This is a genomic window from Rhodoflexus caldus, assembly GCF_021206925.1.
Lineage (GTDB): Bacteria > Bacteroidota > Bacteroidia > Cytophagales > Thermoflexibacteraceae > Rhodoflexus > Rhodoflexus caldus.
In genome coordinates this window covers 51,989-70,408 of record NZ_JAJPRF010000004.1, presented here as the reverse complement: position 1 = coordinate 70,408, position 18,420 = coordinate 51,989, and the positions used below count along the sequence as shown (strand labels likewise).

Annotated in this window: 20 protein-coding genes; 5 read left to right on the top strand and 15 right to left on the bottom strand. The window is 46.2% G+C overall.

Annotated elements, in window-relative coordinates:
• Nucleotides 1-17 precede the first annotated feature (17 nt).
• From NDK19_RS06615 to NDK19_RS06605, 3 genes are all read left to right on the top strand, one after another.
• Nucleotides 18-1,622: a sodium-dependent transporter gene (locus tag NDK19_RS06615; protein ID WP_250631073.1), complete on the top strand. Its 1,605-nt coding sequence runs from the start codon at nt 18-20 to the stop codon at nt 1,620-1,622.
• A 130-nt stretch (nt 1,623-1,752) separates the two neighbouring features.
• Nucleotides 1,753-2,319: a hypoxanthine phosphoribosyltransferase gene (gene hpt, locus NDK19_RS06610; RefSeq protein ID WP_250631072.1), complete on the top strand. Its 567-nt coding sequence runs from the start codon at nt 1,753-1,755 to the stop codon at nt 2,317-2,319.
• 207 nt (nt 2,320-2,526) lie between these two features.
• A complete protein-coding gene (locus NDK19_RS06605; protein ID WP_250631071.1) occupies nt 2,527-3,180 on the top strand; it encodes an AlbA family DNA-binding domain-containing protein in 654 nt (217 codons plus the stop codon).
• Here the strand turns inward: NDK19_RS06605 and NDK19_RS06600 are convergent.
• The 13 genes from NDK19_RS06600 to NDK19_RS06540 form a co-directional block, all read right to left on the bottom strand.
• The gene (locus NDK19_RS06600) at nt 3,158-4,051 is read right to left on the bottom strand and encodes an alpha/beta fold hydrolase (protein WP_250631070.1); all 894 of its coding nucleotides are present in this window, start codon (nt 4,049-4,051) and stop codon (nt 3,158-3,160) included. The two genes, NDK19_RS06605 and NDK19_RS06600, sit on opposite strands and share 23 nt — an antisense overlap.
• Before the next feature lie 17 nt (nt 4,052-4,068).
• A complete protein-coding gene (locus tag NDK19_RS06595) occupies nt 4,069-5,634 on the bottom strand; it encodes a polyamine aminopropyltransferase (protein WP_250631069.1) in 1,566 nt (521 codons plus the stop codon).
• 140 nt (nt 5,635-5,774) lie between these two features.
• Nucleotides 5,775-6,026: a DUF350 domain-containing protein gene (locus NDK19_RS06590; protein ID WP_250631068.1), complete on the bottom strand. Its 252-nt coding sequence runs from the start codon at nt 6,024-6,026 to the stop codon at nt 5,775-5,777.
• Between the two features lie 53 nt (nt 6,027-6,079).
• The gene (locus NDK19_RS06585; RefSeq protein ID WP_250631067.1) at nt 6,080-6,988 is read right to left on the bottom strand and encodes an ABC transporter substrate-binding protein; all 909 of its coding nucleotides are present in this window, start codon (nt 6,986-6,988) and stop codon (nt 6,080-6,082) included.
• 46 nt (nt 6,989-7,034) lie between these two features.
• Nucleotides 7,035-7,946: a DUF4249 family protein gene (locus NDK19_RS06580; RefSeq protein ID WP_250631066.1), complete on the bottom strand. Its 912-nt coding sequence runs from the start codon at nt 7,944-7,946 to the stop codon at nt 7,035-7,037.
• Nucleotides 7,947-7,998: 52 nt separating this feature from the next.
• Nucleotides 7,999-8,415: a hypothetical protein gene (locus tag NDK19_RS06575; protein WP_250631065.1), complete on the bottom strand. Its 417-nt coding sequence runs from the start codon at nt 8,413-8,415 to the stop codon at nt 7,999-8,001.
• Nucleotides 8,416-8,417: 2 nt separating this feature from the next.
• Nucleotides 8,418-8,897, bottom strand: coding sequence for a DUF4920 domain-containing protein (locus NDK19_RS06570; RefSeq protein ID WP_250631064.1), 480 nt, complete (start codon nt 8,895-8,897; stop codon nt 8,418-8,420).
• A gap of 32 nt (nt 8,898-8,929) precedes the next feature.
• A complete protein-coding gene (locus NDK19_RS06565) occupies nt 8,930-9,547 on the bottom strand; it encodes a hypothetical protein (protein ID WP_250631063.1) in 618 nt (205 codons plus the stop codon).
• Between the two features lie 154 nt (nt 9,548-9,701).
• Complete coding sequence (locus tag NDK19_RS06560; protein ID WP_250631062.1) at nt 9,702-11,030, bottom strand: MFS transporter; 1,329 nt, start codon at nt 11,028-11,030, stop codon at nt 9,702-9,704.
• Between the two features lie 116 nt (nt 11,031-11,146).
• Entirely contained in the window at nt 11,147-11,473 is a 327-nt protein-coding gene (locus NDK19_RS06555) for a YtxH domain-containing protein (protein ID WP_250631061.1), read from the bottom strand.
• Between the two features lie 68 nt (nt 11,474-11,541).
• A complete protein-coding gene (queA, locus tag NDK19_RS06550; RefSeq protein WP_250631060.1) occupies nt 11,542-12,588 on the bottom strand; it encodes a tRNA preQ1(34) S-adenosylmethionine ribosyltransferase-isomerase QueA in 1,047 nt (348 codons plus the stop codon).
• A gap of 47 nt (nt 12,589-12,635) precedes the next feature.
• Nucleotides 12,636-14,000, bottom strand: a complete 1,365-nt coding sequence (locus tag NDK19_RS06545; RefSeq protein WP_250631059.1) for a DUF4270 family protein — start codon at nt 13,998-14,000, stop codon at nt 12,636-12,638.
• A 48-nt stretch (nt 14,001-14,048) separates the two neighbouring features.
• A complete protein-coding gene (locus NDK19_RS06540) occupies nt 14,049-14,873 on the bottom strand; it encodes a glycogen/starch synthase (RefSeq protein WP_250631058.1) in 825 nt (274 codons plus the stop codon).
• Between the two features lie 177 nt (nt 14,874-15,050).
• On the opposite strand from NDK19_RS06540, the gene panC reads away from it, so the two are divergent.
• Both panC and panD read left to right on the top strand, forming a co-directional pair.
• Entirely contained in the window at nt 15,051-15,893 is an 843-nt protein-coding gene (panC, locus tag NDK19_RS06535) for a pantoate--beta-alanine ligase (protein ID WP_250631057.1), read from the top strand.
• 91 nt (nt 15,894-15,984) lie between these two features.
• Nucleotides 15,985-16,332 carry an aspartate 1-decarboxylase gene (gene panD / locus NDK19_RS06530; RefSeq protein WP_250631056.1) on the top strand — a complete coding sequence of 116 codons (348 nt, stop codon included), beginning with the start codon at nt 15,985-15,987 and terminating at the stop codon, nt 16,330-16,332.
• A 36-nt stretch (nt 16,333-16,368) separates the two neighbouring features.
• On the opposite strand, the gene NDK19_RS06525 is transcribed toward panD, so the two are convergent.
• Both NDK19_RS06525 and NDK19_RS06520 read right to left on the bottom strand, forming a co-directional pair.
• Nucleotides 16,369-17,010, bottom strand: coding sequence for a toxin-antitoxin system YwqK family antitoxin (locus tag NDK19_RS06525; RefSeq protein ID WP_250631055.1), 642 nt, complete (start codon nt 17,008-17,010; stop codon nt 16,369-16,371).
• 88 nt (nt 17,011-17,098) lie between these two features.
• A complete protein-coding gene (locus NDK19_RS06520) occupies nt 17,099-18,400 on the bottom strand; it encodes an MFS transporter (RefSeq protein WP_250631054.1) in 1,302 nt (433 codons plus the stop codon).
• Nucleotides 18,401-18,420: the final 20 nt, after the last annotated feature.

Below are 18,420 nucleotides of genomic sequence, written 5' to 3'. Positions count from 1 at the left end.
CAAGTACACCCGTTCTGATGAGTACTAATAAAGAATCATGGGGTTCTCGCGTAGGCCTCGTATTGGCAATGGCCGGTAATGCGGTCGGATTAGGCAATTTTCTGCGTTTTCCCGTACAAGCTATTCAAAATGGTGGTGGTGCATTTATCATCCCTTACTTGGTCTGCTTCCTGCTGATGGGCATTCCGTTGCTGCTGGTAGAGTGGAGTATGGGGCGTTTCGGCGGAAAATTCGGGCATCACAGTACGCCTTTTATCGTAGACTCGATGGATAAAAGACCTTTCTGGAAATACATAGGCGTATTTGGCATCTTTACCAACTTGGCAGTAGCGGCTTATTACTGCTACCTCGAATCATGGACGCTGGCATACATCTGGCACTCGCTGACAGGTACTTTCCACGGTATGGAAAGTTCACAAGTCGCTTCCTTTTTTGGCCAATACGTAGATGTAACATCAAGCACTACCGGTATTCCTTATGAGGCAGTTATTTTCTGGTTGCTTTGCTTGGCATTAAATACCTATTTCCTCTCGCGCGGGTTGCAAGGCGGGGTAGAAAAAGTCGCCAAAGTAGCAATGCCGTTGCTTATCATGTTCGGTATATTTCTGGTGATTCAGGCTATCAGCATTAAAGCAGGAGAAAATGGTGCCATCAACAGCGGTACTGCCGGTTTGAGCTTCCTCTGGACGCCTGATTTTTCAAGTATTTGGAGCCCCAAAGTATGGCTGGCAGCGGCAGGACAAATTTTCTTCACCCTTTCGGTAGGCATGGGGTCTATTCAGTGCTATGCGTCCTATCTGAAATCTAAGGATGATGTAGCCCTCAACGCCATGAGTGCCGGTTGGATGAATGAGTTTGTGGAAGTAGTACTTGGCAGTTCTATCCTTATCCCAATTGCCGTAGGTTATTTGGGCATTGATAATGTGATTGAAATGACCAAAAACGGCGGTCTGGGCTTGGGTTTCCGCACACTGCCGTATTTGTTTGAGCAATGGGGTGCTGTTTTGGCTGCTTTGAGCGGTACATTCTGGTTTGGTCTGTTGTTTTTTGCCGGTATCACCTCCTCGCTGGCTATGGGGACGCCTTTTGTCGGATTCTTACAGGATGAGTTCAACTGGAATCGCGAGCGTGCGGCGTGGATGTTCGGCTTTATGATTCTGCTTTTGGGTGCGCCTACGGTGTTTTTCTTTGAATACGGCGTTTTTGATGAATACGATTTTTGGGCAGGAACTTTCTCTTTGGTTGTATTTGCATTTGCCGAAATCATCCTGTTTGCATGGGTATTTGGCATGGACAAGGGCTGGGAGGAAATCAACAGCGGTGCTGATATCAAAATTCCGTATGTTTATAAGTACATCATCAAGTACATCACTCCGCTTTTGCTGGGAGCCGTATTTTTCAGCAGTTTGCCCAATGTGTGGAATCAAATTACCAATCAGGCGATTTATGAGCAAATAGCAGCGGCGCAGGCAGCCCAAGACCTGACCAAAGTAGAATTTTTGCAGGACACTATCTTGTTTGTCAATGGCTCCCGAATTTTGCTGTTGGCAACCTATTTGGGCATTGCCCTGCTGGTAGCAGTAGCTTATCGCAAGCGTATGCAAAAAAAATCATCTATCTAAATTCCGTTTGCCTATGTCCACCACAGCCTTAATTATTATGGTAACAGTGCAAATACTTGTTACTTGTACAACAGGATATTTCTTTTGGCGTGTGCTGAAAACACCGCCCAAACTTTAAACCACTATTGCTGTGCTCGTAAAAGATAAAAAATTTAAACGCTACATTTCTGAAAGTGCGCTTAAACAACGCATAGAAGAACTGGGAAGGCAGTTGAGCGAAGACTATGCGGGAAAAAATCCGCTGTTTATTGCTGTTCTGAACGGTGCTTTTATGTTTGCCGCCGACCTGATGCGTGAAATAGACATTCCTTCGGAAATATCTTTTATCAAGTTTACGTCTTATCACAACATGCACAGCACAGGCGTTGTAGACCAAATTATTGGCATTGAAGAAGATTTGCGCGAGCGTCATGTTGTAGTAATTGAAGACATCGTAGATACAGGCATTACAATGACCGAAGTGCTTGCCGAAATCAGACGCTACCACCCTGCTTCGGTAGAGGTGGTAGCGCTGCTTACCAAGCCCAAAGCGTTGCAACGCCCCGTTTCCATTAAGTACACAGGTTTTGAAATTGAGCCGAAGTTTGTGGTAGGCTATGGCTTAGACTACGACGGTTATGGACGTAATCTTTGCGAAATATTGATTCTGGACGAGCCGGAACAATCGGATGAAAACGGCGATTGGGGTACAGAATAGCCCATCCTGCCGATTTTTTCATCCGATGCCTGTTGCTTAGTAAATAGCAGTGCGGAGTTACACTTGCAGCTTTGCCGCTGTACAAATGTTCGGCCTTCCTTCAACAAAGGGAACAACCGAAGTCCTGTACCACGCTTACATGCAGCAAATTTTTAATCCCCTTAGACTACCTGCCTCACAAATCGGACAGCATATTCGGGTTAGCCAATGGAACTGCGCGAATTAAAAAAATTAGTTGCTCAGGGAGAAGGTATCACGCTGGAGTTTAAGCGAAAGGCAGCACATCCCGATAAGATTATGCGTGAAGTTGCTGCTTTTGCCAACACGGCAGGCGGCTTTTTGCTGATTGGCGTAGATGATGACGGCTCTATCCCCGGGCTGAAATATCCCGATGAAGATGCGTATGTGCTTAAAAATGCCATTGCCAAATATTGCAACCCGCCTGTTGAATATGAGCTCAAACAAGTGGTCGTAGCACCTAATCGCACGGTTCTGGTTTTTCATATCAAGCCCAACAAGCAAAAACCGGTATTTGTTATTTATAATTTCCGCAATCGCAGAGGGCGAGCCTACGTCCGGGTAGCAGACCGAAGCGTGCAGGCAAGCCGCGAAATGCGTCAGATACTCAAAATGGCAGACTCGCCGCAACAAGTAGGCTTTACATACGGCGAGCGCGAGCGCTTACTGATGCAGTATCTTGGGCAACATGAGAAAATCAACGTGGCAACACTTGCCCAAATAGGCGCTATGAGTGCCGACGAAGCCTCTGCACTGTTGGTAAGGCTCACGCTTGCACAAGTGCTGGAAATCGTACCTAACGAATCGGGAGATTATTTTATCAGAAAGCCGGAAAATTGGTAATTTCCATCATCCACTCGCGCAGCAATTCGTTGCAAAGGTCGGCGGCCTCCAATGAAGGGAAATGTCCGCAGGCAGGCAACATGTGCAGTGTGGCATGAGGTAATCGGGACACGCCTGTGTAGGCAATTTCCTCAGTCGTAACAGGGTTCAGATAGCGGTTGGGAATATATTGGTCATCTTCGCCGTAAAAAACCAAGGTCGGCTGCATCAAATCCGGCAGCCACTCAAAAACAGGCTCGTCCAGCATCCCACTTGCCGAAGCACTCACACAATAAGTAAAATCTTCATAGTCAGCGCCTTGCATAATCAGCAATCGGTCGTCTATCAGTTCCTGCGCCTGCGGGCTGACAGCGGAAAAATTGCGCTCCATATTCGCCCGCACCGTCTGTGGAGAAGCTGCCAAAACCTCCTGAGGGCTAAACCATTTCTTTATCAGTTCTGAAGCCTCTTTTGTAAATGTTTCAAAGCCGGCAGGAGCAAACAAAGCCATTGCCTCGCACTGCCGCGGCTGTCGTCGGGCAATGTGCATGGCAATTTGCCCGCCCATAGAGTGGCCGACAATTACATAGCGCTGAATATCAAGCATTTCCAACAATCGGCAAACGGTGTCGGCAAAGAAAGTCATTGTGCAGGGGAACTTGCCTTTTGCCGATTTACCGAACCCGGGTAAATCAATGGCAATACAACGGTAATCTTTAACAAATGCGGGCAAATTGTATTGCCATGCCTTCAAATTACTGCCAAGGCCGTGCAGGAATACGAGTGTTTGCCTGCTGCTGCCCATATCTACGTATGCAATATCGCCGATATCCGGCAGTGGAATATAGGATGCTTCAAAAGGATAAAACAATAGCTCGCGGATGGTAGGCATAAGAGTACTTTTTTGGGTTAATTCCACTCTTTCAATGCTTTTTCATAATAACGAATCAGCACCTGATTGTCTAATTTATTGACGGTTATTACCGTGTCAGCCTGAATATCGGCATCAAAAACGAACAGCCCCGGCAGTGTTTCGGCTTGCAGAAAGCGCGGTCGGGGTTGGAGTTGCGGTAGCTTGTTTTGCAGACGATTTATCAGTTGCACAGGGTCGGGCAGGGCGGCACCGGCCAATACAAACCCCCATAAACCAAACGAGGGAACATACGAATGATAAGGAATTGCATGAGGGAAGACACTTTGGAGCGTTTCCTGAATGCACCAAAACGCATCATTGGCAAAATAAGGGGATGTTGCCTGCGTTACCATCACACCGGCATGGTCTAAATGCTTCTGCAATAACAAATAAAACTCGCGGCTGTACAACTTGCCCAAGCCCGTATCTTTCGGGTCAGGTAAATCTACAATAATAACCCCGTAAGTATCGGTTGATTGCTCAATAAACTTAAAAGCATCCCGATTATGTATTTTAACACGCGGGTCAGTCATCGAGCCGCCGTTCATTTCGCGAAAAATCCGATTCTCGGCTGCCAACTTGGTCATTTCAGGGTCTAAATCAACCAAATCCACATGCCTGACATCGCCATAAGTTAAAATTTGTTTCAAAGCCAGCCCGTCGCCTGCACCAAGCAGCAAAACCCGTTCGCGGTTAGCCGTTGCCAGCATCGGGATATGCACAAGCGGCTCGTGGTAGCGGTATTCATCGCTTGTAGAGAATTGCAGCGCACCATCTATGTACAGTCTGTAATCCTGCTTCCATCGCGTAACAACTAAGCGCTGGTAAGGGGATTGCTTGGTTAGTATAATTTCATCCTGATAGACAAACTGCTCAAAGAAGGTGGTGATTTGAAAAGAATAAAAGAAGCCGACCGCCAGCGCAACTATCAAGGCAAGGCTGATTTGCTGCTGAATTTTACCTTTGAGCAATTGTGTTTTAAACACTCGGCTGTTAAACAAGGCTACCCCTAAGTTGAGAATGCCTACCAAAAAGGCCGTCCGCATAATGCCCAAATAGGGCAACAAAATCAACGGAAAAATAACGGATGCTACCAAAGCGCCCACGTAATCAAAAGAAAGCACCTGTGCGATGGTGTCTTTCAGCGTGCTGTATTCTTTGATGATGCGAGTAACCAACGGAATTTCTAAGCCAACAAGCGTTCCAAGAACGGCAATCAGCAAAAAGGCAACTAAATAATACAACTCGGTCATTGTGTAGGCGGCATAGAGCAATGCCGTTGAAACACCGCCAAGCAACCCAAGTATAATCTCCACATCGACAAATAAATCCAACAGATTTTTGTCAAAAAATTTAGATATGTATGAGCCTGCACCCATGAAAAACATGAACAGGCCAATGGTGAGGGAAAATTGCAACACACTACCCCCCAGAAAATAGGAGGAAACGGTGCTAATCAGCAATTCGTAAAAAATCGCACAAGTAGCAATCAGGAATACAGAACCCAGCAAAACAGGCAGTTCAAAACGCAAATCAGGCTTTGTGCCTTTGTCTTCTTCCATGTACAATTAAAGTAAACAAGCAAAATAAAACAGCATTTCGGAGTTCGGATTTGCTATTGCGGATTGAAGAATCCGCGAAAACCTGTGTTATCCGTAGCAAGCCGCGTGTTTATGTCATGCGTTTTAAATTGCTCAAACGGTTAGCTTGCAATGGCTGCGGCAATGATGATACAAATGCCCAAAATCATGGCACCTGCCACAATGCCTACCGCCACGTTTTTCTCATCTGCTATCTGATGCGTCATTTTGCCGGGCAGCAACCAATCTATAATCTTAAAGGCAATTACCGACATAACAATGCCTATGGCAGAAAAGATAATTGTACCGGGAATCCCTACTTCGTAAAACTGCTTAGTGGTTTCCAGCAATACAAACGACAAAGAGTTTATCATAGCTCATCACATTTGAGGCTAAGATAAAACTTTTTTACCGGTGTAGCGAAAAATTACAGGAGTTCGTTAGAGAATCTGTCTTGCAGGTAGTAGGCGTTAGGTTCCAAATTTTTATCTCGCAGCCAATGGAGAAACTTCAACACACGGTCGGGTTGCATAATACCCCACGTTTCGGTATTGCCAAAAAAGGGTGCTGTCTTTTGCAGGCTGTTCATCACATTTATTTGGGCTCGGTCGCGTTCGCTCATATGTGGTTCTAATATGCGGGCGGCTTCTTCCATGTGTTGTTGGGCATACAAAAAGCCCTGCTTGGTAGCTTGCAAAAAATGACGATATTGTTTGTAATGAGTATCAATTTTATCTGTTGCAGACAGTACAACAGGTGAGTAGCTGTAAGGAATATCGTAATCCGACAAGCAAAAGGTGTTTAGCACTATGCCGTTCTGTTCGGCTTCAAGGCCTTCCCAGTTGGTGAAAATCCATGTGGCATCTGCCTTGCCTGCCAATAAAGTGTCCCAAATGCTGAGTTTTTCAGGATAACTGATTTGAATTGCTCCCTTTCCACCATCATTGACAATCATCTGGCGGACAATATCGTCTTCATAGCGGGCTTTGTAAGAAGCATATACCTTTCCGTCCAGCATCTGTGGGCGGCTAATACCGGAAGAAGCAAGCGTTACAATAGCGCTTAAATCTTCTTGCAACAGTGCAGCTACCGCACTTGCTGCAAAAGGCTGCGCCTTTGTATTAAGGCTAATTACTGTTTCGGAAGGTGCTATGGCAAAATCCACTTCGCCAAGTTCCAACTTTTTTGCAGGCGTAAGCGAATAGTTATCCGTTCCGGGGTGAATAATTGTTACACGTACCTCATGCTCTTTGTAGAAGCCCAGTTCCTGTGCAACAAAGAAACCTATATGATTGACATTGGGTGTCCAATCAAGCGCTATTTTGACAGAGAGCATGGTAATAACTTCGTATAGGGTTAATGTTTATTGTTTTTTTACAAAATTAACGCTTTTTCGGTTCAATTTTTTGTGTAAAAACGCTCATTTCCGAAACACAAAACCAACCCAAAGCAGGCAAAGAAGCATTAGCAGGGCTTATGATATTGGTTCGGGTATTTTCCAGCGGGCGAGCAAACAAACCGCTGTTGTTAATCTGATTTTCGGCTTGCTCCAAAAATAAATAGGTAGGGCGATTGATAGACCATATTTCTACGCGCACCTCATCGCCCACCTGATAAGGGTCTTGCGAGTCGGTAATGCGGTTGCGAATGGGCGGAATAAACACAAAACCATCTGCACCTGCCCCCGAACCTCCCCTGACCGCATTGAACGCATAATTAATCAGGGTTGATTTGGTAATCAATTTGCCGTTTTTGTAGGCGCGAATCCAATAAAAATCATCTTGCCCTGGCAAATCGGAGCCATAAAATTGTGCATAATACCCCTCTTTTGCATCGCCTATATTGGGGCGCTCACGAAATTCGTATGCAATGGAATCTACGGTTGTAGTCCTATTCAGGGGCGAGTTTGCCGTGTAAATATTGCCCTGATAGTTCACCGTCAGGCGGAAGTTATCTCCAATATTGCCTAACCGTTCATTTCCAGTCGGTTGCCAGCGGTATTCCCCATTTTGTCGGGTGTCGGTAAAAACGAAACGACGGTTTTGCGTCAGATTTTCAACAACAACTTCTGCACCTTGCACAGGCGGCGTGGCAGTGTTAAAATAAGGTGCCGTACTTGTCAGACGAATAATTTGCGGGGCGTTTGTATTGGCTATAAAAGCGTCAATTACCAACTGCGGACGTGAGGCTGCCAAATTAACGCTGACAACATCCTCACATGCTGACAGGAAAGCCACTGACAGCAAAAAAGAGAAAATGCGGAATACATTATTCCGCAAAGGTACTTTCGGCATGAGTCTAAGTTTAATCATCACAATCAGTAAACGATAAACTTGCCGATAGTGTTTAGTTTACAATATAAAGTTTCTTGATTTTGTTAATTGGCCCCGGACAATATTTTTGATGACAGGCAATACATGAAAGCACAACGGTATTAAAATTTTGTACTTGGTCGCCATCGTTCTGATAAATGCGTTCCAAAGCCAATAAAAAGCCGTTGCTGAATGGGGCAAAGTTCTCATCGCGCACATCGGCATCGGTAGGTGTTGCCGTGTGAATTGCTTTGAACTTTTCGCGAAAATCTTCGGGAAGTCGCTTTTCGAGGATTGCCTTTCGGATGGTTTCCGAATCGTTATACATGGCACGCATCAGGAGTGCCAGTTCGCTGTCGTCATTTTGCAGCATCGGCTGCGGGCTTACAAATCCGTAGCCCACAGCCGATACGTAAATAAGCAGCGCCAGCAGAAAAACCGGAGCTTTCATGTTTACTTCTTTTTATAGCCCTTGATAATCACGCCGCTTGCCTCAAAAGTGATTTCTTCTTTCGGGGCAATAATCTGTGCAATTTCTTCTTTGCTTTTGCCTGCATCCTGTGCATAGTGGCGCAATTCTTCCACGCTGCGCATTTCCTTGCGGGCTACTCCTTCAAAAACCACTTCCAAACCGTCGGCTCCGCTTTTAGGAACGAAAAAGCCGTAGTCTTTAAAACGCACGGTCATTTTTTCGTTATTGCCAATATCTACGGTCATCCAGCAACCTTTTTTCAGACAAGTCTGAACGATGGTTCCTTTCACTTTGAAAGTGCCTTCCTGCTTGTCTTTCATCAGTTGGCTTATTTCTGAGGCTGCTATTGCCCCTTCCTCCGTAATTTTATCGCCGTAATAGCTAAGGTTGTCTTGGGCAAACAGTTGCGTAGAAAAAGCTGTCAAGCAAATCAGCAGAAGAGCAAAAAGGTTATTTCTCATATGGTGAACAATGAATCTTTGAGGATGTAAAATTAATTACGACTGTTGTATTTACTGCGCAGCTCGGCAATTTGTTTCATTTTGAGGTCTAACAAAGCCGCTTCTTGGTCTTCTACCCATTTAATCAGCGGGTACTTGCTGTCGGGGTACTTTTCGTGATAGTAAACGTACTGTATGTTGAACTCTTTAAAAATTTGCTCATACAGCGACTCAATCATGGCAAAGTTGGCTTTGGGATTGCTTTTCAGGCGTTTTAACTCTTCGTTTTCCTGCAAAATAACTGCTTCCATGCCTGCAAACTCTGCCCTTACTACGCCTGACTTGCCTTTCTTGGCACCTTCCTTGGCTTTTTTAATGGCATCCAGCATTTCAAGAAAAGCGTATTCATCAATAAAGAAGTCGGCAGAGCGAAATTCGGGCTTGATAACAAAGCCAATCACGCTTTCATTATTGGCTAACTGGCGCAGCATCAGTTGTTGTTTCCAATGGCTGATGGTTTCCATGTCCTTAATGGTCATCTGCTTCCAGTTTTTACCATAATACTCTACCCACAGCGAAGAATCCAAAGGGTTTTTAACAAGTTGTTTCCAAACATCGGGAATTTTCCGCGGGTCATTAATCCAGTCTGTGGTTCTGGCTCCTTGACTCACATTTCCGGCGTTCAAATCTTGCGCAACTGACGTGCTTGTCAGGCAGCATAAGGCAAGTGTTACCACAAGGTATGGCAATGCATTGAATAAGCGGAATAGAGGTAAAAAGTGCATAGCAATCAAAACTTTAGCTTCTTTATCGCAATTATTGTGCCTATGAATCAGCAGTTTTCGGGTTGGTATCATTAACGAACAGCGTGATGAGAGCAGCAATGCTAATAAGCACTCCCCCTAACATAACGGCTGCCAGTCGGTCATTGTTTAGCCATGTTTCCATCACCTTCCCAAAGAATAACGAAGCAATGATTTCCGGTAGTACAATAAAGAAGTTAAAAATTCCCATATAAATGCCCATTTTTTCCTGAGGCAGGTGGCGTACCAGCATGGCATAGGGCATAGAGAGGATGCTCGCCCATGCAATACCCACGCCTGTCATAGAAATCAGGAGCTCATATTTGTTACTTGCAAGGCTTACATACCAAAGCCCCGCAGCACCGATAAATAAACAAATACTGTGGGTGAGTTTACGCCCGATGCGGTCGGCAATGAGTGGCAAAAGTGGGGAGAACAGAAAGGTAATCAATGAATAAAAAGCAAAACAGATACCTGCCCAAGCTACACCTTCGGCATATTGCGGCGATTGGGTATCGGTTGCGCCGAATATGTTGCGGGCAACGGCAACCGAAAAATAGAACCACATCAGAAAAAGCCCCGGCCATGTAAAAAATTGCACCAATGCCAATTGGCGCATCACCTTGGGCATATGGAAGATGTTTTCAAAAATTTCTTTTGCACCGTTGAGGAAGCCGCTGCTTGCCGCTTTCTGCGCCTCAAATGCTGCCATGTTGTCAGGCGGGTATTCTTTGGTGGTAACAATGGTGTAGATAACGGCAAAGAAGAAAGCCCCCGCTCCTAAATAAAACGACAATCGGACAGTGAAAGGGATAGTGCCTGCGGCATGGCTACCCGAAATATGGAACCAGTTTTCAAGCATCCAAGGCAGGGCAGAGGCAACCACCGCCCCTAAACCAATGAAGAAACTTTGCATGGCATAGCCTTTGGTCTGTTGCTCGCGCGGCAGCATATCGGCCACAAATGCCCGAAAAGGCTCCATGCTGATGTTGATAGAAGCGTCCAGAATCCACAGCAGACCAGCGGCCATCCACAGCGCAGAGGAATTGGGCATCAGCACCAACGCAATGGAGGAAAGGATAGCACCTGTCAGGAAATAAGGTTTACGCCGCCCCAACGAAGTCCATGTGCGGTCGGAAAGGTAGCCAATAATGGGTTGTACAATGAGCCCGGTAAGCGGTGCGGCAAGCCACAACATCGGAATATTTTCCGGTTCTGCGCCCAAATACTCGTAAATGGCACTCATATTAGCCATTTGAAGTGCCCATCCGAACTGAATGCCCAAGAAACCGAAACTCATGTTCCATATCTGAAAGAAACTGAGCATCGGTTTGTTTTTATGTAGTGTCATCGCTGTTTGTTTTCATTTGATACACAATATAAAACAATCAGCGGCTGTTTTTCAAATGAATAAGCCTCGGGAGTAACGAATATTCCCGAGGCTTACGTGTAAGGGTTTGGTAAGGATTAGGCTTTATCCGTAATTTCTGCTTTCTTTCCGTTCGCCAGTGTTTCTTTGGCGCTCACAACCAGTCCTTCGGCAAATTTGGTAAGTTTGGTTTTGCTTACTTCCAGTTGTTCGTCCAGTTCCTTTTTCAATTCGGCAGATTTGCGTGCAATATCTCTTTTCAGTTCAGAAGCCTTATCTTCCATGTCTCTGCGTAAACGAGCAGAGCCGTCTGCAATACGCTCGCGCGTTTTTTCACCTTTATCAGGAGCCAACAGTACGCCTGCCAATGCACCGATGGCAACACCTGCCATCAACGCTAACAAATTGCTTTCTAATTTGCGCATAAAAAATGTAGTTTAGTTAATAACCGTAGTTGATACGTAATATCTGTATGTAAAGTTGCAATTTTTTTCTAAATAATCAACATGGCATCACCATACGTGAAAAAGCGGTACCGTTCTTTAATGGCAGTTTCATATGCACTCATAATAAGGTCATACCCGCCAAATGCGCAAGTCATCATCAGGAGGGTGGACATCGGTTTGTGGAAGTTGGTAACAAGCGCCGAGCAGATTTTAAAATCGTAAGGCGGGAAAATAAACTTATCAGTCCATCCTTTGCTGGGCTTGAGCCTACCCCCCGCAGAAACCGAAGTTTCTAACGCCCGCATGGAGGTAGTGCCAATGGCGCAAACTTTATGACGGTTATCTAAAGCTTCGTTTACAACCTGAGCGGTATGTTCGCTGACCTCGTATTGTTCCGAGTCGGTTTTGTGTTTGGTCAGGTCTTCCACGTCTACTTCACGGAAAGTACCTAAACCGACATGTAATGTTATTGGTTCAATATTTACTCCTTTCAGTTGCAAACGGCGAATCAGTTGCGGGGTGAAGTGCAAGCCGGCAGTGGGAGCAGCCACCGCACCGATATGCTCGGCAAAAATGGTCTGGAACCGTTCATTATCAATGCTCTCATTGGGTCGCCCTATATCGCGGGGGATGGGCATTTCGCCAAGTTCGTTAATAGCTTTATAGAAATCTTCGGTAGAGCCGTCGAACAAGAAGCGAATGGTACGACCGCGCGAAGTGGTATTATCTATCACTTCTGCCACAAGCTCGCCGTCGCCAAAATACAATTTGTTGCCTACACGGATTTTTCGGGCAGGGTCTACCAGCACATCCCATAAATGGGCATCGGGGTTGAGTTCGCGGAGCAGAAATACTTCAATTTTAGCTCCGGTTTTTTCTTTGTTGCCATACAGGCGTGCAGGAAAAACCTTGGTATTATTCATTACCATAACGTCGCCTTCTTCAAAATACTCAATAATGTCTTTGAATATTTTGTGCTCAATTTGTCCGGTTTTGCGATGTACAACCATAAGCCGCGATTCATCACGGTTAGCTGCCGGATATTTGGCTATGGCATCATCTGGCAAGTCAAATTTAAAGGCGGATAATTTCATATGTCAAGGGCTTTTTGTTGTCTCTGGTTTACTTAAAAATAGAATCGCTACTGCGAGAGTTCCGTATAAAAAAGTTTCAATTGCATACGCTCGGCCGGAACAACGGCGTTTTGGTCGCCTACTATTAACAGGTTGCCGGGCGCGGTGTTCAGCAGACTCATCAGCAGCATTCCGTTGTTAGGCGTTTTCCCGTCCAGCAGTCGCTGAACATAAGTCGTAATATCCAAGTCGGGATAGGTGCGCCCCGCTTCTACATAATTTCTTTCCATGCGCACATTGGGGTTTCTTTCGTCCGGTACAAAAATCGGTAAGCCCGAGGCATTGCGTACAATTCTGCCGTTGCGGTCTGAAATACCGAGCAGCACAGTTGCCGGCGGCGGGGCATTAACCTTGCCGGCAGCCTCAAAGTTGCGGGCTGAAGGATTGAAAGAAAGCAATGCCCGATTAATCAAAATGCGTTTGTTGGGTTTTTGCAGTGCCTGCAAATGCGGTATCTCAATGCGGGTGGCAATCCCCATGCCGCTGTGTACGTATCCAAAGTTGCCGACTTGCTGGGTGGGGATGCTGCGTCTTGCGGGAAGATTGGCAAACAATCTGCCCTTGCTGAAATCGGCATTCAGGCGTGCAAATGCACTGCCGTCGCGCAGGATAATCTGATTGAGTGCATCCCGCGCAGGGTTATAAAAATAGAAACTGTGCGATTTGGAGACCGTATCGGCTGCATCATTGCGATAAAACAGCGACATGCGGGACTGAATCAGGTCAAAACCAAAGATGGCAGCGTTGTCAGGCCCTTCGGCTGCAATGCGCAGGCCTTTAAAATACTGCTCAAAATTGGTCTGGTTCAGCAACTCGGGGCGGCCTTCTTTACTGATAAGGTCGCGGGCAAACGCATCGCTCATCCTGATACGCATAGAGGCGCGGTTGCGAGGCAAGCGATAGGTAAATCTGCCCAACTCTTCGCCAAAAGGCATACGCTCAAATGAATAGTAGTTGCGGGCTGTATCAGGCGATGCAGTCAGGCGATTAACAACAATTGTTTGAGCCACTGTTGTATCGCCGTACTGATAATTGTAGTCTAAAATGAGCACCAGCGAATCAAATATAACGGTATTGTTGCCCGCTACCGTAAAACGGAGCGTATCGCGCGGGAGCAATACTTTAAAAAATGATTCGGCGCGCAGAGTGCCTACTTCTGCATCCGCTGCGCTTCCTACCAGAATAAAATTGTTGGTCTGGATAGAATCTAAGTACTGCACATTGGTACGTAAAGTAAGCGTGTCAGTATATAGCGTATTAATAAGTTCAGTTTGTCGGATATCCAGTGTAAGGTCAAAGCTATCGTCGCAGGCAGTCAATATGCCGAGTGCAACAACAATCAATACCCCCCACCGCTTTAGAAGGGATAGCATACGTATGATGACGATGATGTATTGTTAAAAATGCCTGCAAAGATATAATCAATTGGCAGATGAGCAATTTAAAAGCTCATGATAGATGCTGTAATAATCGTCCGTGAATGACTCGGCTGTTTCTTCAATGGTTGGTACGGGTTTACCCGAAAGTGATTCCAAGTCAGGCACTACGTGTGCTGCGTTGGGGTCTGCCTTCACCACAGAATCGGAATAACGCGCTCCTATGCGAATAAAACCTGAATAATCGAAAGGACGCAGGCTTTGCAGTGCATCGTCGTCAATATCCAGCATTTTTACTTTGCCTACCAGCGATTCATCGAACTGATGGTCAAATTTGCTGTCATATACCGTAAATACGGTTTTGGCATCTTTGAACATCGGGTCGTTGCGATAGGTGGTTTTCAGATACAGCGGAATCAGGCTGGTCATCCAGTCGTTGCAGTGAACAATGTCGGGTGCCCATCCTAATTTTTTGACTGTTTCAATCACGCCTTTGCAGAAAAATACGGCACGTTCGTCGTTGTCGGCATAGAATCGGTTGTCTTTATCGGTAAAAACATGCTTACGCTGGAAATAATCCTCATTGTCGATAAAATAGACCTGTAACTTGGCATTAGGTACAGAAGCTACTTTAATAATGAGCGGTTTTTCCTCATCGCCGACAGCTATATTAATACCCGAAAGGCGTACTACCTCATGCAGACGATTTTTTCGTTCATTAATTAAGCCGAAACGCGGCACTAAAATCCTGATTTCCATTCCCCTGTCATGCATGGCTTGGGGTAGTTTTCGCACATAGTCTGAAACAGCAGAGGTTTTTAAAAACGGATAAATTTCGCTGGATACATACAGGATTTTAATTTTTGACATAGCGAAAGGCGGGTTTTGTGAATGTTATTCTACTGCAAAATTACAAAAAATTAATTTAAAACTCACACAAATCATTTTGTTATCGTATTATTGCAGCCTAATTACCCCATTTATTGCCTTCCGAAAAGTACAATTTTTTCAAAAATAAAAAACGCTTGTTTCTGACAACTTTCTTACATGAAATTATTCCGACATGCTGCTGACCTGATAGAATGGCGCCGTGAGAACCGTCTGTTGTCTGTTGGGTTTGTTCCGACAATGGGTGCTTTGCATAACGGTCATATTTCGTTGATTGAAAAAGCTAAATCGGAAAACCCGCTGGTGGTTTGCAGCATTTTTGTCAATCCGACACAGTTTAACAATGCAGACGACCTGAAGCGCTATCCGCGCACGCCGGAGCAGGATTTGGCTATGCTGGCTGCGGCAGGTTGTGATGTGGTTTTTATGCCCGATGAGGCTGAAATATACCCTGCTGCTCCGCAAATGCAGCTCAATTTCGGCAATCTGGAAGAGGTGATGGAAGGTTCGCACCGCCCGGGGCACTTCAACGGCGTGGGATTAGTGGTTAGCAAGTTGTTCCACATGGTGCAGCCCGACCGCGCCTATTTCGGGCAGAAAGACCTGCAACAGTTTTTGATTATCAAGCGATTAGTAGCAGACCTGTCGTTCCCTGTGCAGTTGGTGTGCTGCCCTGTTGTGCGCGAAGCCGACGGACTGGCGATGTCTTCCCGCAACGTGCGACTAAGTGCGGAGGCGCGCCTGCAAGCACCTGCGCTTTATCGTGCGCTTACGGAGGCACAACAAAGAATTACCCAAGGCGAAAATCCGCAAATGGTTTGCAGTGAAATTACGCGGCGGTTAAACGAAACGGGCATTTTCAGCGTTGAATATTTGACGCTGGCCGATACGGAAACGCTGGCAAGTGTACAATCGCCGCAGGCAGGTATGGAATATGCCCTCTGCATCGCTGCTTTTCTGGACGGGGTGCGGCTCATAGACAATGTGGTGTTCCGCATGTAATCCGACGGGATTGGTTTAGCTTTGCGGCGGCCAAACTAACGGCAACTTCATTCGTATTTCTGACACCTTTTAACAGTGAGCCGATATTCACATGTTTATCCACGTTTTAAAATCCAAAATACACCGCGTTAAGGTAACGCAGGCAGAGTTGAACTATGTAGGCAGCATTACCATAGACCAAGATTTGTTGGATGCTGCCAATCTGATTCCGGGCGAAAAAGTGCAGGTGGTGAATAATAACAACGGGGAACGGTTTGAAACTTACACCATTCCGGGGGAGCGCGGCTCGGGAGTGATTTGCCTCAATGGAGCGGCAGCACGCCGCGTACAAGTCGGCGACATCATCATTATTATTGCCTACGCGATGATGGATGCCAAAGAGGCTGCCAATTTTAAGCCTGCGCTCGTATTCCCCGACGAAAACAATCGTCTTATATAAGGCGTTGTATTGTTGCTGCCTTTCAGAGGTTGTTTTCTATTGTGTTTCTTTCTTGTAGTTGTAAGGTTTTTTCTTGCCGGAGGGTGTGTAGCGAAACCACTCTCCGGTTTTTTGTCCTTGGGAAAAGTGCCCTTCGTATTCCAACTTGCCGTCGGGGTAATAGAATTTCCAAAGCCCCTCTTCTTTGCCGTTCACGTAAGCGCCTGCCTGAATGAGTTGCCCTTTTTCGTTGTAAATTTCCCAGTCGCCGTGGGGCAGCCCTTGTTTGTATGCGCCGCGCTGCCGCAATGAGCCATCGGGGTTGTAGTGTATCCATACACCCTCGTACATGCCGTCTTTGAAAATGCCGTGTTTGCGGATGCGCTGCCCCGGGTAGTAGAAAACGGCCGAATCGGTCTGGATGCCGTCGCGCCAATTTTCCTTGCGCTCCAATTCTCCGTTGAGGTCATAATATTTGGCGATGCCGTTCAGTACGCCGTCCCGATAGGTTTCTATGGCACTCATGTTGCCGTTGGGATGATAAAAATACCAATAGCCGTACTTTTTCCCGTTGAGCAGTTGCCCTTTGGCTTTTGGGGTAACAAAATCGGGATAAGTTTCGGTTACTTCCTCCTGTGCAAAGGCAATACCTACCCAAAAAAGGCAGAGAAAGATTGTGATGAGTCTGTTTTTTTGCATAGCATTAGTTTGCTTTGTTGCTATCAAACCTGACAGGTTTTCAAAACTGTCAGGTTTGTAAATTTATCCTTAGGCAAACATCGTGCAATTATGCCGCTATCTGCGCGTGTGCCTTCGGAATTTTGACTTGTTGCAATACCATCAGCCCTGCCATAAAGAAGATGGAAAGTGCAATAGCACTGTTGCGCATAGAGCCGCCCGAAAGTTGGATGATGATGCCGTAAACCATTGTTCCCAAAACAGTGGAGCACTTGTCCAAGACATCATAGAAACTGAAAAAAGAGGCGGTATCGTGCGTATGTTCGGGGATGAGCTTGCTGTAAGTAGCCCGCGAAAGCGACTGCACCCCGCCCATGACCATGCCTACACCGCCTGCCAATATGTAAAAGCCCATAGCATCGTAAACAAAATAAGCGGCTATGCAAACAGATACCCAAATTATGAGAATGACGCTTAGGGCAAAGCGGTTGCCTTTGGCATCGGATAGCCTTGCAAAAAGCGTTGCGCCTGCAATGGCTACTACTTGCAAGAGCAAAATGGTGGCAATGAGTTGCCCCGTTTCCAATTTGAGTTCATCGCTGCCAAAGAGGCTTGCCAAGTAAATGGTGGTTTGTACGCCTGTGTTGTAAAGGAAAAATGCAACCAGAAAAATGCGCGTATGGCGGTGGTGCTGCAAACTTTTCCATACTTTTTTCAATTCTTTGAACCCTCGCGCCAAGAGGTCGGAATGGAAGGTGTGCCCTTTGCGCTCTTGCAAGCCGTTGAAGGTGATTTGCGAAAAGCCTATCCACCAAAGCCCGACCATCACAAAAGCAATGCGCGTGGCAATGCCTGCATCGGGCAAGCCGAACCACGCGGGCTGTTGTATCATTGCCAAAATGACAATCAGCAGCAGCACGCTGCCCAAGTAGCCGTAGGAAAAGCCCTTGGCACTGATGCGGTCGAATTGGTCGGCGGTGGCTATTTCGGGCAAAAAAGCGTTGTAAAACACCAAAGCCCCCGCATAGCCGATGCTTGCCAGCACCGAAGCAATAATGCCTAATTCTATATTGCTGCCCGTAAAAAAGAACAGCGAAAGGCAGGCAACCGCGCCAAGCACAGTAAAAAAACGCATGAATTGCTTTTTTGAGCCGCCGTAGTCGGCAATGCCCGAAAGCACGGGCGAAAGCGCCGCAATCAGCAGGAACGAAAAAGCAATGGCATAGGAATATAGCGCGCCTTTGTCTGCCTCTGTGCCGAAAAACCGCACCGTGCGACCGCCGAAAGCGCTTTCGGTTACGGCACTGTAATACAGCGGAAAAACAGCGGTAGTAATAACCAACGAATAGGCAGAGTTTGCCCAATCAAAAAAGCACCATGCGCGGATGGTGTGCGGCCGGTTCAGTTCCATGCGGTTGGGGATTAGCGTAA

Excerpts from the sequence above, each read along its gene's own strand:
- panC (WP_250631057.1), top strand. The coding sequence starts at position 15,051 with ATGAAATTATTCCGACATGCTGCTGACCTGATAGAATGGCGCCGTGAG.
- NDK19_RS06595 (WP_250631069.1), bottom strand. The coding sequence starts at position 5,634 with ATGGAAGAAGACAAAGGCACAAAGCCTGATTTGCGTTTTGAACTGCCT.
- NDK19_RS06585 (WP_250631067.1), bottom strand. The coding sequence starts at position 6,988 with ATGCTCTCTGTCAAAATAGCGCTTGATTGGACACCCAATGTCAATCAT.
- NDK19_RS06615 (WP_250631073.1), top strand. The coding sequence starts at position 18 with ATGAGTACTAATAAAGAATCATGGGGTTCTCGCGTAGGCCTCGTATTG.
- NDK19_RS06525 (WP_250631055.1), bottom strand. The coding sequence starts at position 17,010 with ATGCAAAAAAACAGACTCATCACAATCTTTCTCTGCCTTTTTTGGGTA.
- NDK19_RS06590 (WP_250631068.1), bottom strand. The coding sequence starts at position 6,026 with ATGATAAACTCTTTGTCGTTTGTATTGCTGGAAACCACTAAGCAGTTT.
- NDK19_RS06540 (WP_250631058.1), bottom strand. The coding sequence starts at position 14,873 with ATGTCAAAAATTAAAATCCTGTATGTATCCAGCGAAATTTATCCGTTT.
- NDK19_RS06605 (WP_250631071.1), top strand. The coding sequence starts at position 2,527 with ATGGAACTGCGCGAATTAAAAAAATTAGTTGCTCAGGGAGAAGGTATC.
- NDK19_RS06575 (WP_250631065.1), bottom strand. The coding sequence starts at position 8,415 with ATGAAAGCTCCGGTTTTTCTGCTGGCGCTGCTTATTTACGTATCGGCT.
- NDK19_RS06600 (WP_250631070.1), bottom strand. The coding sequence starts at position 4,051 with ATGCCTACCATCCGCGAGCTATTGTTTTATCCTTTTGAAGCATCCTAT.
- NDK19_RS06580 (WP_250631066.1), bottom strand. The coding sequence starts at position 7,946 with ATGCCGAAAGTACCTTTGCGGAATAATGTATTCCGCATTTTCTCTTTT.
- NDK19_RS06545 (WP_250631059.1), bottom strand. The coding sequence starts at position 14,000 with ATGCTATCCCTTCTAAAGCGGTGGGGGGTATTGATTGTTGTTGCACTC.
- queA (WP_250631060.1), bottom strand. The coding sequence starts at position 12,588 with ATGAAATTATCCGCCTTTAAATTTGACTTGCCAGATGATGCCATAGCC.
- NDK19_RS06570 (WP_250631064.1), bottom strand. The coding sequence starts at position 8,897 with ATGAGAAATAACCTTTTTGCTCTTCTGCTGATTTGCTTGACAGCTTTT.
- NDK19_RS06555 (WP_250631061.1), bottom strand. The coding sequence starts at position 11,473 with ATGCGCAAATTAGAAAGCAATTTGTTAGCGTTGATGGCAGGTGTTGCC.
- panD (WP_250631056.1), top strand. The coding sequence starts at position 15,985 with ATGTTTATCCACGTTTTAAAATCCAAAATACACCGCGTTAAGGTAACG.
- NDK19_RS06520 (WP_250631054.1), bottom strand. The coding sequence starts at position 18,400 with ATGGAACTGAACCGGCCGCACACCATCCGCGCATGGTGCTTTTTTGAT.
- NDK19_RS06560 (WP_250631062.1), bottom strand. The coding sequence starts at position 11,030 with ATGACACTACATAAAAACAAACCGATGCTCAGTTTCTTTCAGATATGG.